General features: G+C 67.4%; 22 protein-coding genes and 1 tRNA gene. 13 read left to right on the forward strand and 10 right to left on the reverse strand.

From position 1 onward, the window contains the following. The 4 genes from EDF58_RS20460 (at window position 1) to EDF58_RS20475 (ending at window position 6313) form a co-directional block, all read left to right on the forward strand. Complete coding sequence (locus tag EDF58_RS20460) at window positions 1-894, forward strand: hypothetical protein (protein WP_243654403.1); 894 nt, start codon at window positions 1-3, stop codon at window positions 892-894. Window positions 895-1055: 161 nt separating this feature from the next. Beyond that, complete coding sequence (locus EDF58_RS20465) at window positions 1056-2612, forward strand: DUF389 domain-containing protein (RefSeq protein ID WP_132268987.1); 1557 nt, start codon at window positions 1056-1058, stop codon at window positions 2610-2612. Beyond that, window positions 2609-4330 (forward strand): SLC13 family permease, encoded by a 1722-nt coding sequence (locus tag EDF58_RS20470; protein ID WP_132268936.1) that lies wholly within the window; start codon window positions 2609-2611, stop codon window positions 4328-4330. Before EDF58_RS20465 ends, EDF58_RS20470 begins: the two co-directional genes overlap by 4 nt. 87 nt (window positions 4331-4417) lie before the next feature. Continuing rightward, window positions 4418-6313 (forward strand): BCCT family transporter, encoded by a 1896-nt coding sequence (locus EDF58_RS20475; protein WP_243654404.1) that lies wholly within the window; start codon window positions 4418-4420, stop codon window positions 6311-6313. A gap of 10 nt (window positions 6314-6323) precedes the next feature. On the opposite strand, the gene EDF58_RS20480 is transcribed toward EDF58_RS20475, so the two are convergent. Then, window positions 6324-7205, reverse strand: a complete 882-nt coding sequence (locus tag EDF58_RS20480; RefSeq protein ID WP_132268939.1) for an AraC family transcriptional regulator — start codon at window positions 7203-7205, stop codon at window positions 6324-6326. A 246-nt stretch (window positions 7206-7451) separates the two neighbouring features. Between EDF58_RS20480 and EDF58_RS20485 the strand changes: the two genes are divergently transcribed. The 3 genes from EDF58_RS20485 to EDF58_RS20495 all read left to right on the forward strand — a co-directional run bounded on the left by EDF58_RS20485 (window position 7452) and on the right by EDF58_RS20495 (window position 10424). Continuing rightward, a complete protein-coding gene (locus EDF58_RS20485) occupies window positions 7452-8348 on the forward strand; it encodes an SMP-30/gluconolactonase/LRE family protein (RefSeq protein WP_132268941.1) in 897 nt (298 codons plus the stop codon). A 191-nt stretch (window positions 8349-8539) separates the two neighbouring features. After that, window positions 8540-9382, forward strand: coding sequence for an SDR family oxidoreductase (locus EDF58_RS20490; RefSeq protein WP_165921497.1), 843 nt, complete (start codon window positions 8540-8542; stop codon window positions 9380-9382). A gap of 34 nt (window positions 9383-9416) precedes the next feature. Next, entirely contained in the window at window positions 9417-10424 is a 1008-nt protein-coding gene (locus EDF58_RS20495; protein ID WP_132268944.1) for an alcohol dehydrogenase catalytic domain-containing protein, read from the forward strand. 88 nt (window positions 10425-10512) lie between these two features. On the opposite strand, the gene EDF58_RS20500 is transcribed toward EDF58_RS20495, so the two are convergent. The 3 genes from EDF58_RS20500 to EDF58_RS20510 form a co-directional block, all read right to left on the reverse strand. Next, entirely contained in the window at window positions 10513-11142 is a 630-nt protein-coding gene (locus EDF58_RS20500) for a TetR family transcriptional regulator (protein WP_165921498.1), read from the reverse strand. 180 nt (window positions 11143-11322) lie between these two features. Beyond that, window positions 11323-12498, reverse strand: coding sequence for a hypothetical protein (locus tag EDF58_RS20505; RefSeq protein WP_207913072.1), 1176 nt, complete (start codon window positions 12496-12498; stop codon window positions 11323-11325). Between the two features lie 45 nt (window positions 12499-12543). Then, window positions 12544-13716 (reverse strand): DUF1214 domain-containing protein, encoded by a 1173-nt coding sequence (locus tag EDF58_RS20510; protein WP_132268947.1) that lies wholly within the window; start codon window positions 13714-13716, stop codon window positions 12544-12546. A gap of 306 nt (window positions 13717-14022) precedes the next feature. Between EDF58_RS20510 and EDF58_RS20515 the strand changes: the two genes are divergently transcribed. The 3 genes from EDF58_RS20515 to EDF58_RS20525 all read left to right on the forward strand — a co-directional run bounded on the left by EDF58_RS20515 (window position 14023) and on the right by EDF58_RS20525 (window position 16671). Next, complete coding sequence (locus tag EDF58_RS20515; RefSeq protein WP_132268948.1) at window positions 14023-15216, forward strand: sulfotransferase; 1194 nt, start codon at window positions 14023-14025, stop codon at window positions 15214-15216. Window positions 15217-15368: 152 nt separating this feature from the next. Further along, window positions 15369-15791: a nuclear transport factor 2 family protein gene (locus tag EDF58_RS20520; RefSeq protein WP_165921499.1), complete on the forward strand. Its 423-nt coding sequence runs from the start codon at window positions 15369-15371 to the stop codon at window positions 15789-15791. A 13-nt stretch (window positions 15792-15804) separates the two neighbouring features. Beyond that, complete coding sequence (locus EDF58_RS20525; protein ID WP_132268952.1) at window positions 15805-16671, forward strand: SDR family NAD(P)-dependent oxidoreductase; 867 nt, start codon at window positions 15805-15807, stop codon at window positions 16669-16671. A gap of 48 nt (window positions 16672-16719) precedes the next feature. Here the strand turns inward: EDF58_RS20525 and EDF58_RS20530 are convergent, their stop codons facing one another. Both EDF58_RS20530 and EDF58_RS20535 read right to left on the reverse strand, forming a co-directional pair. After that, window positions 16720-17274, reverse strand: a complete 555-nt coding sequence (locus tag EDF58_RS20530) for a nuclear transport factor 2 family protein (protein ID WP_132268953.1) — start codon at window positions 17272-17274, stop codon at window positions 16720-16722. A gap of 140 nt (window positions 17275-17414) precedes the next feature. Beyond that, window positions 17415-18224 (reverse strand): TIM barrel protein, encoded by an 810-nt coding sequence (locus EDF58_RS20535; protein ID WP_132268955.1) that lies wholly within the window; start codon window positions 18222-18224, stop codon window positions 17415-17417. A gap of 301 nt (window positions 18225-18525) precedes the next feature. Between EDF58_RS20535 and EDF58_RS20540 the strand changes: the two genes are divergently transcribed. Together EDF58_RS20540 and EDF58_RS20545 are read left to right on the forward strand one after the other, a co-directional pair. After that, window positions 18526-19608: a Gfo/Idh/MocA family oxidoreductase gene (locus EDF58_RS20540; protein ID WP_132268957.1), complete on the forward strand. Its 1083-nt coding sequence runs from the start codon at window positions 18526-18528 to the stop codon at window positions 19606-19608. 122 nt (window positions 19609-19730) lie between these two features. Next, entirely contained in the window at window positions 19731-20195 is a 465-nt protein-coding gene (locus tag EDF58_RS20545) for an outer membrane beta-barrel protein (RefSeq protein ID WP_132268958.1), read from the forward strand. A 50-nt stretch (window positions 20196-20245) separates the two neighbouring features. On the opposite strand, the gene EDF58_RS20550 is transcribed toward EDF58_RS20545, so the two are convergent. From EDF58_RS20550 to EDF58_RS20560, 3 genes are all read right to left on the reverse strand, one after another. Beyond that, complete coding sequence (locus tag EDF58_RS20550; RefSeq protein ID WP_165921500.1) at window positions 20246-21385, reverse strand: BamA/TamA family outer membrane protein; 1140 nt, start codon at window positions 21383-21385, stop codon at window positions 20246-20248. Between the two features lie 149 nt (window positions 21386-21534). Beyond that, a complete protein-coding gene (locus EDF58_RS20555) occupies window positions 21535-22677 on the reverse strand; it encodes an MFS transporter (protein ID WP_132268962.1) in 1143 nt (380 codons plus the stop codon). A gap of 15 nt (window positions 22678-22692) precedes the next feature. After that, the gene (locus EDF58_RS20560; protein WP_132268963.1) at window positions 22693-23475 is read right to left on the reverse strand and encodes a DeoR/GlpR family DNA-binding transcription regulator; all 783 of its coding nucleotides are present in this window, start codon (window positions 23473-23475) and stop codon (window positions 22693-22695) included. 309 nt (window positions 23476-23784) lie between these two features. Here EDF58_RS20560 and EDF58_RS20565 point away from each other — a divergent pair, with 309 nt between their 5' ends. Continuing rightward, window positions 23785-24942 carry an acyltransferase gene (locus EDF58_RS20565; protein WP_132268965.1) on the forward strand — a complete coding sequence of 386 codons (1158 nt, stop codon included), beginning with the start codon at window positions 23785-23787 and terminating at the stop codon, window positions 24940-24942. 613 nt (window positions 24943-25555) lie between these two features. Here the strand turns inward: EDF58_RS20565 and EDF58_RS20570 are convergent. Then, a tRNA-Met gene (locus tag EDF58_RS20570) sits at window positions 25556-25632 on the reverse strand. Window positions 25633-25640: the final 8 nt, after the last annotated feature.

Below are 25640 nucleotides of genomic sequence, written 5' to 3' on the forward strand. Positions count from 1 at the left end.
ATGAAGGCCGCCTTATCCATGCCTGCCGCCCGCCGCCTTTCCGCAGTCTCCGCCGTGGCGGCCGCTGCCCTGCTTGCCCTGACGCCCCCACCCGCCGCCGCGCAGGCAGGACTCTCTGCTGCGCAGGCGGGGCCAACCGATGCCGACGTGGTCTCGCTCGCGAAACGGGCGGATATGGTCGTCAGGGCGCAAGTCGCCGGCGTGACGCGCGTGACCACCGCAAGCCAGCGCATCCCCGCGCCCGGCCATGCCCGCTATTATGTCGAGGCCACAACCGGCGCGCTGCTGTTCGGCGCCGCGCCGATCGGCGGATCGCTGCGCTATCTGGTGGACCTGCCCCAAGACGGCCCCGCGAACGGCGTCATGACCGGAATGGGACCGGCGGAACTGCCCGGCCGCGATGTCATCCTGTTCGCCTCCCCGGTGCCGGGCCGCCCCGAGGACCTGAAACTGATCGCCCCCACCGCCCAGATCCTCTGGACCCCGGACGAGGAAGTGCGCCTGCGCGCCGTCCTGCGCAGCCGGGTCGCCCGCAATGCGCCCAGCAATGTCACGCGGGTGCGGGAAATGCTCTACGTGCCCGGCAACCTCGCCGGGCAGGGACGCACGCAGATCTTCCTCGATACCGAGGGCGGGCGCAGCGCCTCGATCACGGTCCGCCATGAACCGGGCCAGGCGCCCGCCTGGGGCGTCTCGTTCTCCGCGGTGGTGGCGACGGCGGGCCGCCCACCCGCGCGCGGCACGCTGGAATGGTACAGCCTGGCCTGCTTCCTGCCGCCCGCCCCGGCCGAACGCGCCAATATTTCCGCCACCTACGAGGGCAAGATGCAGGCCCTCACCGATTACCGCATGGTGATCGCCGCACTGGGCAGCTGCCCGCGCACCATGTCCTGAGCGCCGGCTTGCGCGGAACGGCGAGAGGGCCGATTTCGTGCCGGGCGGAAACCGAAGGGCGCGCGGTGGGTTGTTGCCGGACCGCGGATCGGGCCGGACTGCAGACAAGGAGGTAACGGGGGTTGGAACAGGCAGCAGGGGCGGAAAGCCCAAACAGCGCCATGCAGGACCGGTTCGAGCAGATCGCGCTCTATCGCTGGTGGCGGCGATCGGTCGTCGGGCGGGTCGATCACGAGAGCGTGATGGCGCGCATCACCGAGGATTCCGGGTGGTCGCCGCGCTATGCCTTCATGGTGATGATGTCCGCGGGCATCGCCGTGCTCGGCCTGCTGCTCTCGTCGCCGGCCGTGGTCATCGGCGCCATGCTGATCTCGCCGCTGATGAGCCCGATCCTGGGGCTGGGCTTCAGCCTGGCGCTGTTCGATTTCTCCGAGATGCGCCGCTCGCTTACCGCCCTGGCGGTGGGCGCAGTGGCGGCGGTGATCTTCACCGCGCTGATCGTGGCCCTCTCCCCGCTGCAGGCGCCGACCAGCGAGATCATCGCCCGCACCCGGCCCAACCTGTTCGACCTGGCGGTGGCGCTGTTCGCGGCCCTGGCGGGGACTTTCGCGATCATCCGCGGGCGCGGCGACACGATCGTCGGCGTCGCCATCGCCACGGCCCTGATGCCACCGCTCGCAGTGGTCGGCTTCGGTCTGGCGACATGGAACATGCCCGTGCTGGGCGGCGCTTTCGCCCTGTTCGTCACCAACTTCGTGACCATCGCCCTCTCCGCCACGGCCATGGCGCGCTTCTACGGGTTCGGCCACCATCTCACCAGCCAGCAGAGCTGGACGCAGACGTTCGTCCTGCTGTTCGTCTTCGTCGCCATGGCCATTCCGCTGGGCATTTCGCTCAAGCAGATCGCCGGGGAAGCAGTCACCGTCAACCAGACGCGCTCCTTCCTGTCCGAGCGTTTCGGCGCCGACGCGCGGGTGACCCAGCTTGACATCGACTTCGATGCCGATCCCGTGGTGGTGCGCGCCGTGGTCATCACCCCGCGCGGGCGGATGCAGCGCACGGCGGCCCTGCAGGAAGACCTCACCAGCCGCCTGGGCAAGCCGCTGCGCCTGCGGCTGGACCAGGTGGTGCTCGAACCCGGCGCCGGCGCCATCGAGGCCCAGCGCGAGGAAATCCGCCAGGCGGGCGACGCCGCCGCCATCGAGACCCAGCGCATCGCCGCGCTCTCGCAGATGCTGGCCCTGACCGCCGGGACCACGGCGGACGGCGTCACCGTGGACCGCGACCATCACCGCGCCATGGCCGATGCCGTGCCGCTGCCGGGCGCCTCGCTGGCCACCTACCGGGTGCTGGAGCAACGCGCCGCGGCGCAGGCGGACGGCTGGGACGTGGTGCTGACCCCGCCGCAGATGGCCACGCCGATGATCGCCTTCACCGGCAGCGCGGACACGCTCGATGCCCCCGCGCGGGAAGCGGTGCTGGTCAGTGCCTGGGCCGCGCGGCGCTGGAACGTGCGCAGCCTGGGCGTTCCCGGACTGCCCCCGGCATCATCGGAGCAAGCCGCGGAGGAGGCGCCGGAGAAGCCCACGCTCGTCCAGCGGCGCGCGCTGGCGGTGGCTGCGCTGCTCCGCGAGAACGGCATAGCGCCTCTCCCGGCCCCGGCCGCGGGCAGCCGTTTCGCTCTGCGCCGCATCGATGAGGGCGAGGCCCAGCCTTGAGCCCCGCCGCCCTCAGCGCCTTCATCCTGCTGGGCGCGCTCGTTCTGTTCGTATCCGAAAAGGTGCGGCACGATCTCGTGGCCTTCCTGGCCCTGATCGCCTGCCTCGTCACCGGTCTCGTCGCGCCGGGCGATGCCTTCTCGGGCTTCGCCGATCCGGCGGTGATCGCGGTGGCGGCCGTGCTGGTGGTGGGCCGCGCCATCGAACTCAGCGGCGCCGCCGGGGCCGTGGCGAACCGCATCATCCCCGCCCGCGCGCCTTTCGCGATGCGTCTTGCCTGCCTGCTGCTGGTGGGCGCGCTGCTCTCCGCGTTCATGAACAATATCGCCGCGCTGGTCATCACCATGCCGATCGCCGCGGAGATCGCCCGCTCGGCCAAGCGCTCGGCCGGCGCCACGCTGATGCCCCTGGCCTTCGCGACGATCCTGGGCGGGATGACCACCCTGATCGGCACGCCCGCCAACCTGATCCTCTCCTCGGTGCGCGAAACGCGGCTGGGCGCGCCTTTCGGGTTCTTCACGATGACCCCCGTGGGCGTGGCGGTGACGGTGGTGGGGCTGGCCTATCTCTGCGTGGTCGGCTGGCGGCTCCTGCCGGCGCGGCGCGGCGATGCGGCGGACGGCAAGCCGCCCTGGCGCGTCTACGAACTGGTCGTCCCCGACGAGCGGCTGGACGCGGCCCAAGTGCGGGCGCGCCTGCGCGGCGCCGGTGGACGCCTGCTGGCCGCCTTTCGCGGCATCGACCGGATCGGCGCGCAAGGAGCCTTGCAGGCGCAGGACCGGCTGCTGGTCCTCTCGCGCAAGAACCAGTGGTCGGTCGGGACCACGGCCGGGCTGGTTTCGGATCTTTCCGTCGATCACGTCCCCGATGCCGTCACCGTGCGGGTCGCGGTTGCGCATGGATCGCCGCTGATCGGGCTGGGCTATGACGAAGTCCGCACCCGCAGCCGCCAGCAATTGCAGGTGGTGGCGGTGGGGCCGCGCGTGGCGCGGGAGCGGCGGCAACTGGCGGACATGCGGATCAGCGCGGGAGACCAGCTCTACATTCGCGGTCCGCAGGCGGAACTCGGCAGCTTCAGCGCCGGCGCCCGCGTGCTGGAGATCGACCGCCACGATCCCGTTCCCACCGCACGGGGGCGCGCCTCGGGTATCCTCGCGGTCTTTGCCGCGGCCATCGCCTGCATCGTCGGGCTGGGCATGTCCCCGGCGCTGGCCTTCACCGCCGCGGCGGTGCTGATCGCGGCGCTGCGACTGCTGCCGCCCGAGGAAATCTACCGCTCCATCGACTGGAGCGTCATCGTCCTCCTGGCGGCGATGATCCCCGTCGGCCAGAGCTTCGAGGACAGCGGCGCGGCGGCCATCGCCGCGCAGTGGCTGGGTCATGTCCTGGCGGGAATGCCGCTGGTGGCGGTGCTGGCGGCGCTCTGCACGGTGACGCTGCTGCTCTCGATCTTCCTCAACAACGTCGCGACCGCGATCATCATGGGGCCGCTGGCGATAGACGCCGCCGGCCTGCTGCACGTCAGTCCGGATGCGGCGTTGCTGGCGGTGCTGATCGGCGCGTCTTCCGATTTCCTCACCCCCATCGGGCACCAGAACAACCTGCTGGTCATGGGGCCGGGAGGCTACCGCTTCAGCGACTACGCCCGCATGGGCGCGCCGCTGGTGGTGGCGGTGGTCGCCTGCGCGGCGGTGACGCTCTCGGTTCTTTATGGGTAGGGGTCCGGCTGCGGGGAACAGCGACCGCCGCGACGCGTTCCGGTTCGTCTGCAGATATGCGTTAGGGCAACCATGATCGAAAGCCGAATGAACCCGCGGGTATTCTGGGGTGCCTCCGCTGTCATCCTGGCCATGCTTTCTGCCGCCCTGGTCGCCCCCGGCGCCTCCGACCTGGTCTTCAAGGCCGCGCAAAGCTGGGCGATCGACACGTTCGGATGGCTCTACATCGCCGCGGTCGTCGGTTTCCTTGTCGTGGTGCTGGCGCTCGGCTTCGGCCCGGCCGGCCGGTTGAAGCTCGGCCCGGAAGATGCCGAGCCCGATTTCCCCTACGTATCGTGGCTGGCCATGCTCTTCGCGGCCGGCATGGGCATCGGGCTGATGTATTTCGCGGTGGCCGAGCCGATCCAGCATTACAGCGCCCCACCCGAAGCGCAGCCCGGCACCATAGACGCCGCGCGCGAGGCGATGGCCATCACGTTCCATCACTACGGCGTCCATGCCTGGGCGATCTACGCGCTGGTGGGCCTGAGCCTTGCCTATTTCACCTATCGCAAGGGCCTGCCGCTGACGCTGCGGTCCGGCCTCTACCCGATCCTGGGCAAGCGCATCCGCGGGCCGATCGGCGATGCCATAGACATCTTCGCGGTCTGCGGCACGGTGTTCGGCGTCTCCACCTCGCTCGGCTTCGGCGTTTCGCAGATGACCGCGGGCCTCGCCTACAACTACGGCCTGCCCGACAACACGACGATGAAAGTGGGCGTGATCGTCCTGGTCATGGGCGCGGCGACGCTATCCGTGCTCAGCGGCGCGGACCGCGGGGTACGGCGGCTTTCCGAACTGAACCTGGCGCTGGCCGTGCTGCTCATGCTCTTCGTGCTGGCGGAAGGGCCGACGCTGTTCCTGCTGCGCGCGCTGGTGCAGAACTTCGGGCTCTATCTCGACCATTTCTTCGAACGCAGCTTCAAGCTCTATGCCTATGAGCCGCGGGCCTGGATGGCGGACTGGACGCTGTTCTACTGGGCCTGGTGGATCGCCTGGTCGCCATTCGTGGGCATGTTCATCGCGCGTATCTCGCGCGGGCGCACGATCCGCGAATTCGTGATCGGCGTGCTCTTCGTGCCCACCGCCTTCACCTTCCTGTGGATGACGGTGTTCGGCAACTCCGCCATCGCGCTCGACCTCGGCACTGCCGGCGGCCAGATCGCGCATGCCGTGCAGGAGAACCTCTCCACCGCCCTGTTCAAGTTCCTGGAGTATCTTCCCGGCTCCGGCTTCACCTCCACCCTGTCGATCGTACTGGTGGCGGTGTTCTTCATCACCTCGGCCGATTCCGGCGCTCTGGTGATCGACACCCTGGCATCGGGCGGCGAAGAGGATACGCCGCGCTGGCAGCGGATGTACTGGTGCCTGCTGCTGGGCGCCACGGCCACCGCGCTGCTCATCGCCGGCGGGCTGGGCGCCTTGCAGACCGCCACCTTGCTGGCCGCGCTGCCGTTCTGCTTCGTGATGATCCTGCTCGCCTTCGGGCTGGTCCGCCAGACCAGCGCCGACCTTGCCGGCATCACCATTTCCGACGACGAGCCTGCGACCGTCAGCGAAAGGCTCAAACGCCTCTTCGTGCCTTCCAGCAAGGCGCAGATCGTCCGGCAACTGGCGGAGCGCGGCGCCCCCGCGCTGCGATCCGTCTGCGCAGCCATGCTGGCGGAAGGCTGGGCCGACAGCCATGTCACCGAGGGCGAGGGGCAGGCCGCGCTCACCATCACGTTCGGGCCGGAGAGCCGGTTCGTCTACAGCCTGGGCACCCGGTCGCGCCCCCTGCCCGCCTATACCGCGCTGGAAGCCTCGGAAGGCCGCCGCAGCCTGACCTGGATGCTGACGGGGCAGGTCGCCACCGAGCGCCACCGCGACCTTACCGGCCTTACCGAACAGCAGATCGTGAACGACGTGCTGACCCAGCTCGAACGATGGCGGCCTGCCGCCTGAACCGCGCGCGCTATTTCAGCGGCAGGAACAGCTCTGCCACCGCTTCGTGCTCCGGCACTTCCGGGAAGAAGCGCAGGCGCTGGCAGTAGAGCGGGAAATCGCGGACGTCCTCGCCGCTGCCGGGAAGCCAGTCGCGATAGAGAAAGAGCGCGGCCGGCTCCAGGTTATCCGTCTGGCCGACCTGCCGCAGCACCGCGCAGCGCCCGCCGGGGATCTCGCCGATCCGCACCGCCTCGCCATCGGCCGCGACCGGCCCCTCGATGCCCGCGCAAAGGTCGATGCCATAATCGGCCGGTGCGGCGGGGCGGCGCTCCGACCGCCAGATATTGAATGTCGGGCTTCTGGAGGGATGCAGACCGGCGCGGCGGCGCCAGGCGATGAAGCGCTGGATGGTGCCTCCCAACCCGGCCGGGTCGCCCCGGTGCTCCATGATCGCCACCAACTGCTTCGGCACCTCGCGGATAACGACGTCTTCCTGCGTGAATGTCCTGTGCATGAACTTGCTCCTGGCTGTGTCGAGAGGCTCGAAGGCCGAAAGCCACGGCGCCCAATCGGGGCTCTTGCGGAACGAGGAGGGCGATTGCCCGAACCTCTGCCGAAACGCGCGGGCGAAAGCGTCCGGCGCCTCGTAACCGGCATCCAGCGCTATGTCGGTTACGCTCTGCCCCTCGCGATAGGCCAGCCGGTGCGAGGCGCGCTTCATGCGGGCCAGCTGGACATAGCGATGGACGGAGATCCCGAACATGGCCGTGAACTGCCGGTGGAAGTGGAACTTCGAAAAGGCGGCCACGCCGCTCACCGTTTCGAGGTCCAGCGCCTTGTCGAGGTGCCGGTCGATATGGTCCAGCGCCCGCAGCATCCGGGCATGGTAGGTATCGAGCGCCGCCTTCATCGTTCCTTCCTCCGTGACGCCCTCCGTTAGCCACGGATCGCGGACACCTGCTCGACCGATCTTGCGCTTCGGCATGGATCGGCGGCGGGATTCGGGCAAGTGCCCCCAGGCCTCCCCGCCATTCCCCAGCGCTGATCCAGCTGATCCCCGCCAGCCCGCCTCCGCCTTGACAGGGTATCGCGCGGCCAACATCCTGCCCGGCGGGAAGACAGGGCCGATGAAACGGCCGGCGGGAGGAGGCAATCGATGCAGGCGGCAATCGAGGGGTTCGACAGGATAGCGGCGGGGACCTACATCGAGGGCCTTGCGATCGACCATCTGCGCGACATCGTCTGGTACAGCGACGTCATTGCCGGCGGCATCCACGGCGTGAAGCCCGACGGTACCCGGGTCGCGTCCTTCAACCCCGATCGGCGGTGGACCGGCGGCGTGACGATGAACGCCGATGGCGCAGTGCTCTCCACCGGCGAGGGCGGCATCATGTGGAACGATCCCGAAACCGGGCGATCGGGCTGGCTGCTGTGCGAAATCGACGGCCAGCCGATCAACGGCATCAACGAGATGGCGCCGGACGGCCGGGGCGGGCTGTTCTTCGGCACGCTGGACATCGCCAGCGTCATCAAGGGCGAACCTGCCCGGCCGACGGCGATCTACCGCATGACCGCTTCCGGCGAAGTCATCCAGGTCGCCGGGGACATCGGCTTCACCAATGGCCTGATGTTCGATGCCGGACGCCGGCGCCTCTACTGCAACGACACGTTCCGGGGCACCTGGGCCTTCGACGTGGCGGACGACCTCACCGTGTCCAACCGGCGCATGATCCTCGACAAGGAGGATGCCGACGGCATGGCCCTCGACGCCGATCACAACCTCTGGATCACGGGCTTCCGCTCGAATGCCCTCACCCGCCTCGCGCCCGACGGTACCCGGCTGGCGGACTCTCCCACTCCGGGCGGCGCCATCACCCAGGTGCGCTTCGGGGGCGCCGACATGCGCGACGTCTACGTCAATTCCGTGCCTGCCGATGGCGGCGACACCCTGAAGGAAGGGGGCGAGATCACTGCCCGGAACTCCTTCCTCTATCGCGGTCGTTCGAACACGCCGGGTCTCAAGCTGGACCTGCCGCGCTTCAGGCTGGACTGAGCATTTCGGGCGGGGAGCCGCGGCTGTCGGCGGGCATCGCCGCAGCGGTTTCAGTGCCCTTAGGAAGCTGCGAAACAGGATAGTGCGCGCTATCCACCTTCTGCACGGCGCGCCGGGGTGATAGGTCTCGACACAAGGCGAGTCCGGCTCCAGCAGTGCGATCGGACCGGACCATGGCGAAGGGATTGAGCATGCAGAACCTCGACGGGCTGGGATATCGGGACAGGACAGTCGTGGTCACCGGCGGGTCGTCCGGCATGGGCGAGCAAGTCGCGCGCATTCTGGGCGAACTCGGCGCCAAAGTGCACATCGTCGACATCCAGCCGCCCAAAGTGCCGCACCTCAGCTTCCGGCAGTGCGACCTCTCCGACTTCGACCAGGTCCGTGCCGCCGCCGCCGCGCTGGCGGCAGAAGCGCCGATAGACTTCGTGTTCCCCTGCGCCGGCCTGCCGCCGCACATCAAGGGGCCGATGTATTGCATGCGCGTCAACTACATAGGCACGCGTCTGTTCGTGGAAGAACTGCTGCCCTCTGTCCGCGACGGCGGCGGGATCGCGCTGATCTCTTCCGATGCGGCAATGGGCTGGCAGGGCAACCTCGCCCAGTCGCTGGAGATGCTGGCGATCTCCGACCCGGACGAAGCCTATGCCTGGTGCGAGGCCGATCCCGATGCCCGCGTCCGCGACGGCTATACCAGTTCGAAGGAGATGCTGGTGGTCTGGGTGGCCAACAAGGCGGTCGAATACGGCAATGCCCGGCGCATCCGATTCAATGCGATCGGCCCCTGTCCCACCCGCACCGCCTTCATGGACGAGCAGGAAAAGCTGCTGCCAGAAGGCTTTCTCGACGCCTGGCCCTATCCCTCGCTGGGGCGCATGGCCACGGCGGAAGATCAGGCCTGGCCGCTGGTCCTGCTCAACAGTCCGCTCAACGGCGCGGTTACCGGCAGCTTCCTCTACACCGACCAGGGCTTCGCCAGCGGCGTGTTCACCGGCGCCATCAACCCCGCCTTCATGAAAGGCGAGGTCGCCTGAACGCGATCGCGGTGACAACCATGGAGACGCATTCGTGAAAGCGGCCATCTATCCCGGGCAGGGCCAGCCTGTCGTCATCGAGACATTGCCCGATCCGGAGCCAGCGCCCGGCGAAGTGCTGATCAGGGTCAGCCGCTGCGGCATCTGCGGCACCGACCTGTCGATGACCAAGGGCGCCGGCTGGGATTTCGGCGCGGGTTCGCAGTTCGGCCATGAATATGCCGGCGAAGTCGTCGCGCTTGGCGCGGGCGTCTCCACCCTGGCGATCGGAGACCGCATCGCCGTGCTGCCCTCGGTCGCCTGCGGGGAGTGCCCGGGCTGCGCGCATCAGAACAACGTGCTGTGCCAGGCCTCGCCCGGCAGCGCGATGCATGGCTTTGCCGAACTGGCGCGGGTGCCGGCTGCCGTGGCCACCCGGCTACCGTCCGTCCTCACGCTGACCGACGGCGCCCTGATCGAACCGATGGCGATCAGCCTCTACGGCGTGAAGCACGCGCGGATCCAGCCCGGCGACAAGGTCGTGGTGCTGGGCGGCGGCACCGTGGCGCTTTACGCGATCTACTGGGCGCGGCGTCTTGGCGCGGGCAGGATCGTCGTCATGTCCCGTACCGCCCGCCGCGCCGACCTGGCGCTGCAGATGGGCGCCGACCGCTTCATTCCCTATGGAAGCGACGAAATGGGCGAAGTGCGGGAAGCGCTCGGCGGCGTGCCGGACGTCGTGTTCGAATGCGTGGGCGCGGAAGGGATGCTGGGCAAGGCGATTCTGCATGCCGGGCCGTTCGGCCGGGTCGTCTCGCTGGGCTTCTGCACCTCGCCCGATCCGGTGATACCCGCCCTCGCCTCCTACAAGTGCGTGAACGTGCAGTTCCTGGTCGGCTATTCGATGAAGGAATTCCTCTACATCGCCGACCAGATGGACAAGGGCCACGTCGACCCCAAGGCGATCGTCACCAGCACCGTGCCGCTGACGGCCCTGCCCGAGACGATGGCGATGCTGCGCGGCCCGAACGAGGAAACCAAGGTCCACGTCACGATGACGTGACAGGATGGCGTGACAGGACGGCGTAAGACAGCTTGGCGTGGGACCGGACCCGATCCGGTCCGCATCCCACCCCCATCGACGCCCAGGGCTACGCGGGGTCCGCGTAGATCCCGTCCATCACGAAGCGCGTGGTCGCCGCGCGCAGGGTGTCGTCGTCGGCCATGCCTTCGGGATAGAGCCAGTCCTTGAACAGCACGCAGCCCAGCAGCGAGGCGAAGCTGATGCGGACCATCAGTTCGGGCGGCAGCTTGTCCGTGCCCCCGGTACGGCCGCGCACCACTTCGGCGCCGCGCGCGAAATAGTCGTGCAGGGCATCGACCGCGGCCATGCCCTGCACTTCGCCGCTCTTCCCGGTTTCCGCCATGATGAGCGAGAGGAACATGCGCTGGTGCTCGGCGATGAAGTCCTGCAACTCGGCGATATAGGTCTTGGCCTGCGCTTCCAGCGGTGCATCGCCGCTGGCGGCGGAGACGTTCGACATGAAGTTCTGGAGGTGGCTGTCCAACGGGCGCTGGATCGCTTCGCGGAACAACTCGGCCTTGGAGCTGAAGTAGCGAAAGATCTGCGTCTCGGTCGTATTGGCGCGCGCCGCGATGGCCGCCGTGGTGGCGCCCGAGAAACCATAGCGCGAATACTCCGCTTCCGCGGCGCGGAGAATTTCCTCCCGAACTTGCGCGGGAGCGCGCCTTTGCCGCGGCCTGTCGTTCTGCCTGCCCAAACTCTGCTCCGCCAAACACCGCCTCACTTGCGGCCGTCCTATAGCGCCGCCACGGCTTTGGCCACTCCTGGCGCCAAAGCGCGGTATTACCAGCGCCGGCGGCGCTGGCCACTCTCGGCACCAAGGCGCGGTTTCACCAGCGCCGGCGGCGCTGGCCATTCTTGGCGCCAAGGCGCGGCTTCACCAGCGCCGGCGGCGCTGGCAGGCCCGCACGCGCCGGGCGATCTCTTCGCGCCGCTCGGCGGGGGTGACATGGGGCGTGTCTTCGGGAAGGTGATCGCGCAGCTCGGCCAGCTTGACGCGCCGGATCGTCGGCGTCGGCTCCGCGCTGCAATCGTACCAGCGGCCATAGATGCCGCCTTCGGTGTAGCCGGCCGGGTCCAGCCAGTTGGGCACGCCGGGGTCGGTCAGCGCGATCACCGCCCGAAACCGTCCGTCCGACGAGAGCCTGGCCATGGCGCCATTGGTGCTGGACAGCCGGTAGACATATTCCAGCGCATTGAAGAGCGGGTCGTTGAGCTGGATGTTCCAGTAAGGCGCCCGGTCGGGAATCTCGGTCTCGATGATCAGCGCCTCGTCTTCCGCGAGCTGGAAGCAGGCCGGCCAGTAGACCTGCTTGACCAGCGCGCCGGGCATGCGGACCGGCTCGAAGACGTTGAAGCCGACGCGGTCCTTCACGCCGTTCTGCATCGGGTAGTAGAGGTTCGTCTTGCGCGCCGGGAAGCGCGCCATCTCGCCGATCCGCGCCAGGATATCCTCGGGCGAGAGCCGGGGCTTGGGCGGAACCGGGTCCAGGCACTCGATCGAGAGCTGCGGATCGGTCTCGTTCTCCCAGTCGTACATCCGGTAGCGCAAGTACATGCCCCGCGCCTCCGGATCGATCGGCGCCCAGTGCCCGGCATGGCCTTCCGGCCGCACGGCGCTGAACAGGATCTCGAAGTCCTCGCCCAGTCCGATGCCCAGATCGTCGCAATCCACCTCGTTATGGCCATTGGGCCGGGGCATCTCGTCGACCGTGCCCGAAAGCGCCTTCTGCGTGGTGAACGAGAGGATGCGGCAGGTCCCGCGATTGCCCGAGACCCGGTAGCGCAAATCCCCCCGGATCGGGCTCTGCACATAGATATCGTCCGGGTTGGGCTGAAGCGTGAAGACCGGGTTCCACAGCGGCGCCCAGTCGGGATGCTCGGCATCGGCGTGGAAATACATGAAATAGGCATAGGACAGGCTGGTCATCGTCTGGCGGTAGACATCGGCGCGATAGGCCGGGTCTTCGGGCCGCCAGCTCATCGCCAGATTGTCCACCGCCTGTTCGAGATCGCCCAGGTAATCCAGGATCGAGGTTGTCTTGGTGGCCACAATGCGTCTCCAGTCGGAATGGTCGGTCTCGGGGGCGGAAGGGCCTTACCAGCGGCGCCGGCGCTGGGCGGCGCGCACGCGGCTGCGCAGGGCCTGCTCCCTCTCGGCGGGCGAAACCGTGGCCGTGCCGGGCGGCAGGTGCGCCTTCAGGTCGGCCAGCTTGACGGTCGTGATGGTGGGGATCGGCAGGCTGGAGCAATCGTACCAGCGCCCGTAAAGCGTTCCCTCGGTATAGCCCGCAGGGTCCAGCCAGTTGTGCACGCCGGGATCGGTCAGCGCGATGACGATGCGAAGCCTGCCGTCGCCGTCGATGATCGCGGTCGATCCATTGAGGCTGCTCTGCCGGTAGACATATTCGACCGCGTTGAACAAAGGGTCGTTGAGCTGGATGTTCCAGTAGCGCGCGACCGCCGGCATCTCGGTCTCGACGATCAGCGCCTCGTCCTCCCCAAAGGAGAACACCGCGGGCCAGTAGAGCTGCTTGTCGAGGCCGGGCAGCCGCACCGGATGGATCCTGTTCTGGCCGACCGCCTCCAGGATCTGGTTCTGCATCGTGTAGAACAGCCGGTTCTGGTTGCGGGGAACCGCGGCCTGACGGCCCAGGCGCGCGGCGATCGCTTCGGGCGAGAGACGCGGCTTCATCGGCACTTCGTCCAGGCATTCGATGGTGAGCTGCGGATCGACCTCGCAGCTCCAGTCGATCATGCGATAGCGCACGAAGATGCAGTCGGCCCCGCTCTTCAGCTGCGACCAGTCGCCCTCGTATCCCTCGGGCCGCACGGCGCTGAACACGATGTCGATCCGCCCGTCGGGGCCGACGGTGAAGTCCGAATCGTCGAAACTGCTGGCCGCGCCATATTCACCCACCGTTTCGAGCGTGCCGGGAATCCCGCGCTGGGTGACGAAGATCAGCTTGCTCACGGTGCCCCTGTCGCCGCTGACGCGGTAGGTCAGGTCATCGCGCAGCGGGCTGAAGAGGTAGATGTCGTCGGGATTGGGCTGGCACAGGAACACCGGGTTGTAGAGCGGGCTCCAGTCCGGATGCTCGGCATCGGCGTTGAAATGGACGAAATAGCCGTAGGACAGGTTCATCAGCGCCTGCCGGCAGACTTCTGCCCGATAGGCCGGGTCTTCCGGGTGCCAGGTGTTCGCCAGCTCCGCGGCCGCTTCTTCGAGAGGGGCCAGGTAGCTGGCGAGCGGTTCTATTGAAGGACCCATACGATATCCTCACCCATTCCCTCCGCGCCCACCCGGGGGTCTTCGCGGCATGGATTTCTGCTGAAAGCGTCCGGTTGTCCGGTCCCGTCGAAGTGCGGCCGTCCCGGCACCGCGTCGGGCCGGGCATCGCGCCGAGGAAAGCATGCACTGTCATAGTGCGACGCCGCAAGCCTTCTGGCGGGAGCAGCCCCGCCACATCGCAGGCAGGATATCGGCCCGGCCAAGCTAGATAGTCTTGACTGTCTTGAATCGCCGATCGAACATGGTGCCTCGCGCAAGAACGGCCGCGGGCGAGGATGATTTCGAATGGACCTGACGTACGATCCCCCCAGCGCATTCCGCCATGCCGGCGATGCCCTGCACGAACTCGTCGCCGCGGAGATCGGCAGCAGCGACTTCGGCCCGGACGATTATCGCCCCGGGCTGAATGCCTACCTTCATGCCATGGACTACGACCCCCGCTTTCACGAACAGGGACGGCGCGCGGCCTGGGGCCAGATCGTGGCCATCCTGCGCGGCCGGGCACATGCCTATCGCGCGATGAAACAGCATCCCGGTTTCGACCGCCATCCGGTGGTGAGCCCGGTCGTCATCACTGGCGTTCCGCGCACCGGAACCACGGCGCTGCACCGCCTGATGGCCGTGGATCCCCGCTTCCAGGGGCTTCAGACCTGGCTGATCGATTCCCCGATGCCCCGCCCGTCGATCGAAACCTGGGCCGACTATCCGCAGTTCCGCAAGACCATGGCCGGCATCGATGCCCAGCACGCCGCCGCGCCCGATCACCAGGCCGCCCATTTCCGCGCGGCCGAGGAAGTCCACGAATGCTGCATGATCCTGTGGCACGGCTTCACCTCGAACATCCTGGCCTGCGCCGGGCCCTCCGCGCAGACTTACGACGCCTGGTGGCGCAGCCAGTCCGAAGCGGCCTCCTACGATTACTTCCGCGCCTGCGTGCAGTTGATCGGCAGCAACGAGCCCCATCGCCGGTGGCTGCTCAAGAACCCGGGGCATATCGAGAACCTCGACCTGCTGCTTGCGGTGTTCCCCGATGCGAAGATCATCCAGACGCACCGCGATCCCGGCAAGGCGATCCCTTCGCTCGTGTCGCTCATGGCGAACCTTCACCCGCTCTTCGAGGAAGGCCGCCGGCAGGAGCGGTCGGAAAACATGCTGATCCGGGAAGTGGCCAAGTGGTCCGAGGCGGTCGAGAAGGCCGAGCGGGTTCGCAGCCGCTTTCCCGAGCAGGTCCTCGATGTCGTCCATGCCGACTTCCATGCCGATCCGATGGCCGTCCTCGAACGCATCTACGCCTTCATCGACATGGACATTCCCGAAACCCTCCGGCCGGGGCTGGCGAAGCGGATTGCGGAAAAACCCGAACTCGCGCGCGGGACGCACAAGTATGACATCGCCGATTTCGGCATGACCGCGGACCAGGCCCGCGAGCCGTTCCGCGACTATATCCAGCGCTACGATCTCCTGGAGAAGGCCCGCTGACGGTGCCGCCAGCCGCCGCCTGAAAGGGTCTGGTCCCGGCCTCTGGCATCGCCCCTGCGCGCTCTGGGATGCCCGCATTGACAAGCCGCGCCGCCCGCTCGCAAATCGGCGGACACCGCGCAGGCCGGGGCGGGAACGGGAGAACGCAGGACATGTCCGATAGCAGGATCGAAGACCGGCTGCTCATCCGCGAAGTCTACGGGCGCTATGCCATGGCCGTCGTCCGCCAGGACGGCGCCGACTGGCTGGGCTGCTGGTCCGCGGACGCCACCTGGAAAACGCCCCAGTTCGAAGTTGCCGGCCATGCCGCGCTGGAGCAGATGTGGACCGCGACCTGGACCGATTTCCGCAGCGTCACGCCTTTCAACGAGATCGGCCCGATCGCCTTCACGCAGGACGGCGCCAGCGTGCTCTCCACCGTGCTGGAGACCATCGCGCTGAAATCCGGAAGCGGCATGACGATGACCGGCCTTTATACCGACCGCCTCGTGCGGGAGGGCGGCGAATGGCGCTTTGCCTACCGCGCTTATACCCCCATCGGGCAGCCAGCCTCGCTGGCCGGTCGCGCGGCCTGAGGGAGAACGGCACATGACAGAGCGGACCATCGCCATCGTCACCGGCGCCAGCAGGGGTGCCGGACGCGGGATTGCCATTGCGCTGGGCAGCCACGGATGCACCGTCTACGTCACCGGCCGGTCGGAACGGCAGGGCGATCATGCCCTGCCCGGCACCATCTACGAAACCGCCGAGGCGGTGACGCGCGCCGGGGGCAAGGGCATCGCCGTGCGCTGCGATCATGGCGACGACACCCAGGTGGAGGCGCTGTTCGATCAGGTCCTGGCGGACGAAGGCCGGATCGACATTCTCGTCAACAATGCCGCCGCCGTCTATGACGAGCTGTCCATGCCCGGGCAGTTCTGGGAAAAGCCGCGCAAACTTGCCGACATGATCGATGTCGGGATACGCAGCAGCTACGTGGCGAGCTGGCTGGCGGCACCGGGCATGGCCGCGAAGGACCATGGGCTGATCGTCTTCACCTCGGCCTCGGGCGCCGCGCATTACGCGATGGGGCCTGCCTATGGCGCGCACAAGGCCGGGATCGACAAGATGGCCTTCGACATGGCGGTGGACTTCAAGGCGGCAGGTACCCGCGTCGCGGCCTTGTCGATCTGGATGGGGGCTTTGGCGACCGACAGATTGCTGGCCATGATCGCCGCCGATCCGGAAAAGTACGGCTATCTTCGCGGCCAGATCGAAACGCCGGAATTTACCGGCCATGTGATCTGGGCGCTCTACAACGATCCCGAATTGGCCGCGCTCAACGGGGAAACCGTGATCGGAGCGGAAATGGCCGTGCGATACGGGCTGACCGACGAGGGCGGCCGCCAGCCGCCGTCATACCGCGATACCCACAAGGTGGCGCCGCACCGCCACCACCCCCTGATTATCCGCTGATTTCCGGCAGGAGGGCTGCTTGGCCAGCCCCCTATACCGGTGCGCGCCTCACCAGCGCGTACCCGCCGCGCCCACTGCGACCGGGCGGTCGTAGGAAAGATCGTCCCGGTCGCGCCGTCCCTTGAGGAAGCCCTTCACGGCCGGTGTCTGCAACCACGAGGCATCGCCCTGCATCGCGGCCTCCACCGTCGAGCGACGCCACAGGATCCGCCACTCGCCGTCCCGCCGCTCCATCTGGTCCATGTAGCGACCCGCCGCCATCGTGCAGGTCAGGCCGTCGTGCGAAAGCAGGGTGCCGATGACGTAAGTCTCGCAATAGGCGGTGTCGCCGTCGATCTCGCAGGAATGGTTGGCCAGGTTGTGCTGGTTCATCGCGAACATCGCGGCATGCCCGCGATTGGCCTTCGCGGGATATTCCGTTGCGGGCAGCGGCACGGGGCCGTGTTCGTCCGCACCCTCGGGCCAGTAGCAACTTGCCGTCAGCGCCTCGTCGTGGCGGTCCCGCCCCCGCGATTCCCGGACGATGACATCGAGGATCTCCTGCCGGTCCCTGATGTGCTGCACGCTGCGCCTGAGGGCCGCGACTTCGCTTTCCAGATCCATTGCCGGCACCTCTCCACTGTTGAACGGATGTTTAGCGCAGGGGCGCGCGCAGGGTCAATTTCCGCCCGCCGGACATCGGCACAGGCGCAGCCCCGGCGCGCAACCATCGCTTGGGCGTTGAAGGATTTCCCGGCCGCTCCTCATGCAAGAAGCCGGTGTGCCGCCGCCAGGCAGTGCGCCATTCTGGCATCGAGGGAGACCCCGGCAGCGCCTGCCGATCGTTGCGGCACCTCGATCCCCACCACGCGGTCCGCGGGAAGCTGTGCGAGTGCCTCTGCCAGGGGGAACTCGCCTTTCCCGGGCACGGCCCGCTCGCACACGGCTTCTTCCATGTAGTCCGCGATGACCGGCGTGAAGGGCGCATCGCATAGCTGGATATAGCCGATCGCCTGCGGGTCGATTGCAGCAATGTCCTGCGTTCGCCCGCCTGTGCGGAAGAAATGCATCATGTCGAACGTGAGCCGGCAATCCCTGCGGCCGACATGGCGGATCGCGCACATCGCCGTCTCCACGTCGCGGATCGGGAAGATGGGGACGAATTCGATCAGGGTTTCGATGGCGAAGGAACCGGCCATTTCGCTCAGCCGCCCAAGCTGGTCGAATGTCCGCGCAAGGTCGCCATCGAGGCTCACCACATTGATCCTGGGAATGCCCAGTTCGGCCATGATTTCGAGGTCCCCGGCGTAGAGATCCCGAACATCGCGGCCGGGCAGCACGGCGATGCCTTCCCCGGAGGCAATCGTGACGCCGGTGTCGGTCATCGCCGCCAGCAGGTCCCGCCGCAGCGCCGCGTCGCTGCGCAGCGAGAAATGCGGGTGGCCCTCCAGACTCTCGCGGAACGGTTCCAGCACGGTGCTGACATGCTGATAGCCGAGCCGCGCCGCCAGTTGCACGGACTCTACGGGCGGCAGGCCGAAGGTGCTGACGAATTCAAGACTTACCGGCCGCATCCTGGTCCCGATCGAGCGTGCGCAGCGGACCGCCCGGCGCCGCTGCGAAGGTGAAAGGCGGGCGCCGCTCCATGAGAGCGCCGACTGCCTTGGCGGCCTTCCGGGGTGGCGGCGAAACAAGCCGAGGTAAAGCGCCCTGACCGCGGCAAGGGAGACATCGCACCGGCGAATAGCGCCGCGAGCGCGGTGGATCCGGCCTGCCCGGCATCGACAGTACGCACTTTCTTGTGAACAATCGGCGGCGGAAATGCGCCGCTGGCGTCAAGACTACGGAGCCGGCCCGCTCCGCGGAGAATCGTGCATGAAGACCATCCCAGCCATCGTCGTCGGCACCGGTTTCGGCTGCCGCATCCATGTTCCGGCCTTGCGCGCCGCTGGGTTCGAAGTCGCCGCGCTGGTCGGGCGGAACGAGGAAAGGCTCGCCCGGAAGGCCGCCGACAGCGGGGTTCCCGCCTGGTTCACCGATCTCGACGAAGCGATCACCGCCACCGGCGCGGAAGTGGTGACGATCGCCACCACGCCCGACACGCATGCAAGCCTGGCCCACCGGGCCATCGCCCGCGGATGCCATGTCCTTTGCGAAAAGCCCTTCGCCTTGAATGCGGCCGAAGGCGCCGCCCTTCTGGACGCCGCGGACGAGCGGCAGATCGTGCACATGGTCTCGCACGAATTCCGCTGGCTGCCCGAGCGGGCGCTGTTCGGCCAGGCCATCCGGGACGGCCTGATCGGCGAGCCGCGCTTCCTGGTCATGGACCAGTTCATTCCGTTTTGCGCGGATCCTGCCGCCCGGCTCCCGCGCTGGTGGTTCGACGCGGAGGCCGGTGGCGGCTGGCTGGGCGCCGGGGGCTCCCATCTGATCGACCAGGTCCGCGCCTGGCTGGGCGACATCCATGCGCTGAGCGCGAACCTCCTGACCGTGTCCGACCGAAAGGACGTGGCCGAGGATTCCTACTCGGTGCGCTTCGTGACGAAGACCGGTGTCGAAGGTTCGATGCAGCAATCGGCGGGCGCCTGGGGCCAACCGGCGAGCCTCTGCCGTTGCGCGGGATCGAAAGGCACCGTCTGGATCGATGGGGGCAAGGTGTTCCTGGCCGACAGCACCGGCACCCGCCAGCTTGAGGTGCCCCCCGAACTGGCGCTCCCGCAGGCTCCGGCCCCGTCCGATCCCGCCCCGTCCGATCCCGCCGCCTCCGGTCGCGCCCCGCCGTTCGAACTGGCGCCTTTCACCCGTCTCGCCGAGGCGCTGAAAGCGCGGATCACCGGACAGGCCCAGGCGGGCGGCGTGGCGGCGCCGACGTTCCGCGACGGCCTGGAATGCATGCGGATCATGGACGCCATGCGCGCGTCCGCAGCGCAGGGCGGCGCCTTGCAAACGCTGGCGTGACCACGCGCGCGGTTAGGCGGGGTGGGGCATCGTCCGCCCGGATAGCGGTGGAAACCCCGAGATCGTTCGCCAAACAGGGCTGCTAGGGTTGGGGCCGCCAATCCTATGGACGGTCCCGAAACATGCGCAGCGCAGCAGTTCCTTTCGCTCTCCTCCTGATGCTCGCCGGCACGCCCGCATGGGCCGACGAGGCCTATGTCGAAGTCACGGGCGGCGTGAACTGGAACGACGAGGAAACCGATGCCATCACCGGCGTGGCCCTGGGCTACGATGTCGATCTGAACGAGACCTTCTTCGTCGGCGTCGAAGGCACGGCCGAGAAGCTGCTGACGGACGGCACCCGCGTCGCCTGGGGTATCGGCGGCCGCGCCGGAGCGGAAGTCCTGCCGCAAAGCAAAGTCTTCGTGGGCCTGAACTGGCAGTCCAAGGATTGCCGGGACTGCGGCAATGCCGTCGGGCTCGGAACCGGCTGGGAGCAGAACCTGACCGAAAAGCTCTATGCCAAAGTGGAATTCAAGCACCTCTTCGTGGGCAACGGCGAACCGAACGCCAATGTGGGGATCCTGGGTCTCGGCGTGATGTTCTGACGCCATCTGGCGCCATCTGGCGCCATCTGGCGGGCGTCGCGGGCCAGGCGCTAGAAGGCCTCGGCAATCCCGAGATAGACGGCCTGCGAATCCCTCCCCACCGCAAGGTCGAGCCGAAGGTTGATGTTGGTGGCCCGCGAAGGCTGAAACCGCAGCCCGACGCCCCCGGCCGGCAGGAAATCGGTCCTGCCAAGCTGCGCAAGACTGGGAGCGATCCCACCGATCCCGCCGAATGCCACCATGCCCACGCGGCCGAACAAGTGCCGCCGCCATTCCGCCTGAAGCGCCCAGCTCATGCCGTCGCGGTAGCGCCCGGCCTTGTACCCCCTGAGATCGTTCTTCTGCCCATAGAGGCACAAGTCGAAGTAAGGCAGATCGCCCGCGGCATCGCAGAGACCGGCATGGAACGCCCATACCGTCCTGGTGCCCGAGGGAACGTAGACGCTGGCGCCCGCCGTGAATTTCCCGCCCTTGTAATCGCTGCCCAGCGCCTTGATCCCCCAGAGCCATTCGGCATGCAGGAATGCGCCTTGCCGCGGGTTCAGGCTGTCGTCGCGCCGGTCGTATGTCACGGCGGGGCCGAGCTGGACGAGGGTACTGTTGCGCTGGTCCTGGGGAATGACCAGATCCGGAAAGGCCGGGTCCGCATCCCGCGGGTTCACTTTCACGTGCATGGCCAGGGCGCGCACGCCGGCATAGAGCCCGGGCAGCACTCGCATCTGGGGCTGCAGCCGCAGCGCGACGGTCTTCTCGTCCAGTTGGGCGGCAACGTCCCGGTCTCCGGCAGCGTCGCCGGTTCCGTAGTAGTCCGTGACGAGCTTGCCGGCACCGACGGCGGCGGTGAAGCGAAAGCGGTCGTCTGCCAGCGACATGCTGTGGAAGCCGCCCAGCAGCCAATTGTCGTTGTTGGTCTTCATCGCCGCGGCGCCGCTGATCCAGGGCGAAGGCGCGCCGTTCGGATTGTAGAACACCACGCCGGCCACGACGAGGCCGACGCCCAGCACCGGGCTGGTGATGGGCAAGGGCACGGCCAGCACGTCCTTGTCCCCCTTCTTCCCGGTGCCGGCCCTGGCAGCCTCGGCCACCGCGGTCGCCTGCTCGTCGATCTCGTCCATCTGGTCGTTCGGACCGGCGGCGCTGGCGGTCCCGGTCGCAAGAGTGAGCCCAAGGGGCAGGAGCAGCGCCGTCATCCAGAGCCGCCCCCACGGCTCCCGGCTACCGCAGGACGCGCCGCCGGGTGAGCCGGACAAGGAAGCAGGCGGGGCCATTTCGCTTTCGAGAATGGCTATATTCCCGGGTCGCCGGAATGGGCACTTACCCCGAGTTCAGGGCCGCCCGATCAGGACCCGCGCGCAGCCGGGCCAGTGGCAAGGCCGGCGCAGAGCGGCACCAGCAGCAGCATCGCTGCAAGGATCCAGAAGGCGTTCGGCAGTCCGATGCCTTGCGCCACGAAGCCTACGGCGGCCGGGCCGACCAGGATACCGGCATAGCCCACCGTCGTGACCGAGGCGATGGCCAGGCCCGACGGCATCGCCTTCTGCGCCCCGGCCAGTCGGAACAGCACCGGCACCGTGTTCGATGCGCCAAGCCCGATCAGCAGGAAGCCCGCGAAAGCAAGCGGCGCGACCGGCGCTGTCAGCAGCACGACATAGCCGGCAATGGCGAGCAGTCCGCCCCAGAACATGGTATGCCGATCGCCGAGCCGCGCCACCACGGCATCGCCGGTCAGGCGGCCGAACGTCATCGCTACGGCAAAGACACTATAGCCGATGCCCGCCTGCGCTGCCGGCATCAGCCCCTTGCCGCTCAGCAGGAGCGCGCCCCAATCGAGGATCGCGCCCTCGGTCAGGAAAGTGAGCGCGGCCAGCAGAGAAAGCAGGACGACGATGCCGCGCGGCACCACAAGGAGAGGTGCCTCCTGCGCGCGGGGCGTCGCGATGAATCGGGGCGCCGCCAGGATCAGCGCCGCGATCATGAGCGCCGCGGCGACGATCGCGCCGGTCACGGCCGCCAGTCCGGCCGAAAGCGCAAGCGTCATCATCGATGCGCCGACAAAGCCGCCCACACTGAAGAGTCCGTGGAAACCCGACATGAGCGGACGATCGGCGCGCTTCTCGACTTCCACCGCGTGCACGTTCATGCCCACTTCGATCACGCCAAGAAAGCCCCCGAACAGCAGCAGCGCCAGCGCCATCGATCCGACGCCGGGCGCATAGGCCAGGAAAGGCAGCAGCACCGCCTGCCCTGCTCCGCCGACGATCACCGCCGGACGAGCGCCCATGCGCGAGGTCAGCGGGCCGGCAAGTTGCATGGCGGCGACCGAGCCCAGTCCCAGGCACAGGAGCAGCAGCCCCAGCGTGCCATCGCTCACGCCAAGGCGCGCCTTCGCCAACGGGACGAGCGGGGCCCAGCAGGCAAGGCCGAAGCCGGCCACGAGAAAGGCAGCACGGGTCGCGAACCGGGAGCCGGCATCGTGTGTCATGATCGGTGATTTCCGTTAATTCGCCTGCGGTGCCGCAGCGCGCAGGATTTTTACACCGGCCCGCTCAAGCTCGGCAACCTGGGAGGTGGGGGCGTCGTGGGACAGCACGATGTGGTCGATGCTGTCCAGATCGGCAACCGTGAACGGCGCCGTTGCGGTCAGCTTGTCGTTCGAAACAAGCACGACCTTGCACCGGCTTTGCCCGACGAGCGCGCGCTTGAACGCCGCATCGGCCGCGTCGAAAGCGCTGGCGCCCCGCTCCGCAGAGACCGCGCAGGCCCCAAGCAAGCAGAGATCGATGTTCAGACGCGACAAGGCTTCGATGGCCGTGCCGTCGACGCAGCCGCCGATCGCCAGGTCCACGCCGCCGCCGAGCAGCACGAAGGGCACGTCCTGGCGCGTCGCCAGCCTTGCCGCCGCATGGACGGAATTGGTCGCGACCGAGAGATCGGCATCGTCCGGCAGGAACTCCGCGGCCAGCACATTCGTGCTGCCATTGTCGATGAAAACGAAGCTTCCCGGCGATATGAGCGTCATCGCCGCCTTGGCCAGAGCACGCTTCTCTTCCGAGTCCTCACTCAAACGCGCTGCGATCGGGGTGCTGCCCGCGCCTATGGGCACGGCGCCGCCATAGACCCGCCGACATGTGCCCTGCGCCGCCAGCGCCCGCAGATCGCGCCGCACCGCATCTTCGGAAACCGCGAATTCGCTGGCAAGCGCCGTACTGCTGACGGCTTCCCCGGCCAGAAGCCGGGACTCGATCAGTTCGCGCCGGGCGGAAGGAATCTCTTTCGTCATAAGCGCCGCCTACAGGATTGGCCGGCGTGAAACCAGCACAAACGAGAATCAATCATGCAATAACGTGCAGGCCTATTCGCCACCCAGGCTCTGCCCGCAAGACCGCGAAGCCCCGCTTAAGGAGCGCTATGGCCGTTTCATCTCTCCATCGGCGGCCCGAATGCCGGCCATTGCAGGAGCTTGGCGCTTCATGCCAAACCGCGCGCGGATCGCGGATCGGGCTGAAAAAGGCTCTTGTGATTTAACGGTAAATCACCCAGTCCGACCGCAACAAGAAAAGCGACTGCGGGAGCGGACAAGTTGGATCGATTGGCAAGGCCACGGCTTACGGCAACACCGGAAGCCCGGCATGAGGCGCAAAACGCACCCAGGCTCGACCGCACGGCCACCGGCAAGGCGCATTTCGAAGTTCTGGACGGATTGCGCGGCACCGCGGCGATCCTGGTGGTCCTGTTCCATATCCAGGGTATCACCGTTGCGTGGGAGGGGGCGCGCATCATCCTGCACCACGCCATCCTCGCCGTCGATTTCTTCTTCATGCTCTCCGGCTTTGTGATCGGCTATGCCTACGACGATCGCTGGGGGCAGATGACGGCACGCCAGTTCATGACCCTGCGGCTGATCCGCTTGCACCCGCTGGTCATACTCGGCACCGCGCTTGGCCTCGTCAGCTATCTGGTCGATCCCTTCGCGGGCGCCGCGCAGAACGTTCCGGTGCGAGAGCTGCTGCTCGCCCTGTCGTTGGGGCTGCTGCTGCTGCCGTCACCCTCGCTGCCCAATCGCTGGGGGGACACCCATCCTTTCAACGGCCCGTGCTGGAGTCTGTTTCAGGAATACATCGGCAACATCGCCTATGCCTTCGCGCTGCGCCACATGGGGACGCGTTCGCTGGGGATTCTGGCCGTGCTCAGCGGCGCGCTGCTGGTGGTCTGCACGACCATGCTGGGCAGCATCGACCAGGGGTCGGCATGGCCTTCATTCTGGATGGCGCCGGTGCGGCTGTGCTTCCCGTTCGTCACGGGCCTCTGGCTCTATCGGGTCAGAGCCAGCCTTCCATCGATCCGGCTGGGCTGGCTGCCGCTGACGGCGCTCATGACCGCCATTACCGCGGCCCCCACGCTGGCACCCGTGGCCGGCATTTCCATGAACGGCCTGTTCGAAGCGCTCTGCGTCGTGCTGCTGTTTCCGGTAATCGTTCACGCCGGCAGCCATTCGGAAGCAGGCCGAGGCATGATGGGCCTCTGCAAGGCCAGCGGGCGCATCTCCTACCCGCTCTACATCACGCACTTCCCGTTCCTCTATGTTTGGATGAACTACGTCGCCAACGACAAGCCGTCCGATGCGCGCATGACCGTCATCGGCCTGGCACTGGTTCCGTTGCTGCTGGCGGTGGCCTGGGCCGCGTACAAGTTCTGGGACGAACCCATTCGCCGCCGACTGCGGCAGGTATGGCTCCGGCGCAGTTGACGGCTGCAGAGGACGCCCGCCATGGAAGTTGGCGTGAGTATGATGAACTGAAGAGGCCATCCCGTCTTCGTCAGACCGAGGCGAAGCCAGGGAAGTGTGGCTGAAGCATCAGCGATGTGCCGCTTCGCTGCCCTTGAACAGCCCTGAGACACGTGTGCAGCCCCAGCAGGGCTCTGCAATGACGAAACTCTCTTTGCCATCGGCCTCGGAATCATAGATCTACGCCTCCATGGTGCCGTCCTCGGAGCGGTAGAAACCGTGCGACCGACGGATTAGGGGCCAGCGCTTACGTGCGTTTTCACCTTCCGCGGTATCAACAAACTGTTCGTCGGTCATGGCAGCATGATCTCACGTATTATCCGAGCCTGCGATGGAGTCGATGCGATCCGGGTCTCCGAGAGTTCTCCAGCGCGTGCGGGGTATCTTCTGTCGGCGATGAGTTCGGAAAGACGAGATCCAGTTGCCGGGCGCGTCGGCGTAAAGCCAGTTGTACGCGCGTTGCGCCGTCCCTGCTGCCTGCTCCGCGCATTGGCTTCTGCTGCCGCGTGTGCGGCGCCAAGGCGCGCGCTTGCCTGGACCGTTGGGTAATGTGCGTGTGGGGGGGGTAAGTTCATGGTTGCGGGGGCAGGATTTGAACCTGCGACCTTCAGGTTATGAGCCTGACGAGCTACCGGGCTGCTCCACCCCGCGTCACCATT

It is taken from the genome of Novosphingobium sp. PhB57, from assembly GCF_004342985.1.
GTDB lineage: Bacteria > Pseudomonadota > Alphaproteobacteria > Sphingomonadales > Sphingomonadaceae > Novosphingobium.